This is a genomic window from Microcoleus sp. M2_D5, assembly GCF_036701935.1.
In the GTDB taxonomy this organism is placed as follows: Bacteria; Cyanobacteriota; Cyanobacteriia; order Cyanobacteriales; family Microcoleaceae; genus Microcoleus.
In genome coordinates, this window is sequence record NZ_JAUBRP010000020.1 from 1 (window position 1) to 1992 (window position 1992).

General features: G+C 55.5%; 1 protein-coding gene. It reads right to left on the reverse strand.

The window, feature by feature from the left end; genetic code table 11:
- Positions 1-260 precede the first annotated feature (260 nt).
- Positions 261-1946 carry a hypothetical protein gene (locus QUA50_RS11020; protein WP_333265567.1) on the reverse strand — a complete coding sequence of 562 codons (1686 nt, stop codon included), beginning with the start codon at positions 1944-1946 and terminating at the stop codon, positions 261-263.
- Positions 1947-1992: the final 46 nt, after the last annotated feature.

A 1992-nucleotide genomic window follows, 5' to 3' on the forward strand; every position in this document is an offset into this window, starting at 1 on the left:
CGGGCGGGACGCCCATCCCACAATAACAATTAAAATTATAAGTTATTTAATTCGCGATCCTAAGCTGTCGCGCATTTAAATTGTATGTTGAGGGCGGGCTCTCCCGCCCACCCCACAAGAATTTGATTGTTTTTTAACAGACAATTTAAATGTAGAACAGCTTACTAACTACTAACTCACAATAGTGAAGCAAGCAGATCGGATATTACCCATTCTCATACCCGATTGCCAATTATCGATGCCCAATTACCGATGCCCCATTAATTTTCGGTAGCCGCAGGAGATGGCGCTGCTTCCGGCGAGGGCGACACTTCCGGGGCAGGAGATGGCGACTCTTGGGCGGCAGGAGATGGCGACACTTCCGGCTGCGGGGACTCTTGGGCGGCAGGAGATGGTGCAGCTTCGGGCTGCGGGGACTCTTCGGCAGCAGGAGATGGCGCTGCTTCCGGCGATGGTGACGGCGACACTTCGGCAGCAGGAGATGGCGCTGCTTCCGGCTGCGGGGACTCTTCGGCGGGTTGCGGTTGAGGAGATGGCGACTGTTCCGCGGCTGGTTTCGGTTCAGGCGAGGGCGACGGTTGAGCCGTGGGCTTGGGTGCCGGCGGCGACGGTTGGGCCCCTGGCTGCGGTTTGTTTGAAGGGGCCGGCGGCTTCTCAAACTGCGGTTTCACTTCAGCAGGCGCTGGGGAGGGCGGCTGGCCTGTTGGTCTGCTGGGCGCTGTGGGGGCGGGCGCTGGCTGCTGCTGGCCTGGTGGGTTGGGTCTGGTTGGGGTGACAGGAATGCCACTACAAAGTTTTTCGTCGTACTTAAACTCGACAGCCAGTTGGTAAAGCTTGTGCGTGCTGGCTGCTTCAAATGTTAGAGAAGGGCTAATAATCGCAATTTTAGCCGCATTGTCGAGAATACCGTAACCCGTGCGGACGATCGGCTGTGGCTCGGCCTTGAGCAAGCCTTGAGGGCTGACAACTGCTCCAAAAACTGCTGTTCCTTGGAGTTTTTGCGAGCAAGCTGTTACGGGATAAGGGACATTCACAGGAGTCGGCCCCGTCGTTTCCAAGTCAGGATAAGCCTTTTTGAATTTCTCAAACAAAGCAACATAGGTTTCTCCAGCGGCCAGCAGTGTCTCTCTGTCGGTGGGTAAGTTTGAACCCGGTTGGCCGGACGGAGTTTCTGCGATGAGAGTCCTTTTATTGGGATCTTTTTGAGTCAATTTTGGTACTCCATCGGGTCCCACGTTCCTGCCAATTGGGAATTCCGGGGTAAAGACTGGAGCTCCGTCTGGAAATAGTGGCAGTCCGCCTCTACTGGCTATAATCCTTTTGAGCGCCTCTGCTTCATCTTCCGAGCCGCCGCCGGGAATCTGGGGCGCTTCATTCAGCGATGGTGGTGGCGGGATATTGCGATCGAAATTACCTGGTAAGGGCGGGAAAAGGAAACCGCTGGGAGGTACGGGTGGGACGAAAGTGGGTATTGGCTGGGAGGGGGCTCTGACTGTTGGGGATGGAGTTGTGGGAGGTGGTGGGGCTGTTGGGGCCGTGAAGGGCGGGAGAGGGGAAGGAGGGAGAGGGGAAAAGAATCCAGGAGGGGGCATTCCCGGCGGCATGGCGGGCAAGTTGATGGTATCAGGTGCGGGGGGCAAGGGCGGGGCTAACTTTGGCGCTGGTGGAAGGGGAACTGGTGCGATCGAAAATGGCGTAAATCGCGTATTAGAGGGTTTCGGTGGTATGGTTTGTGGCAAACGGCTGACTTCTGCGGGAGTTAGTTCTACTAAGCCGACGGAACCGGGGATATTTTTTGAGGAATTTCCACCATAAAGTATGTTTGAGAGTGTCGGAGCGGTTGCTCCGAGCACTCCGTGCAGGCCGACAGAAGCTAGGGCTGCCCACCAAAAAGGCTGGCGCAGCGGTTCGGAAAGGGTGTTTGCTAGGGAGGAAGAGTCAGTCATTTAAATTTTAGATTTTAGATTTTAGATTTTAGATTGGGGGATTGTT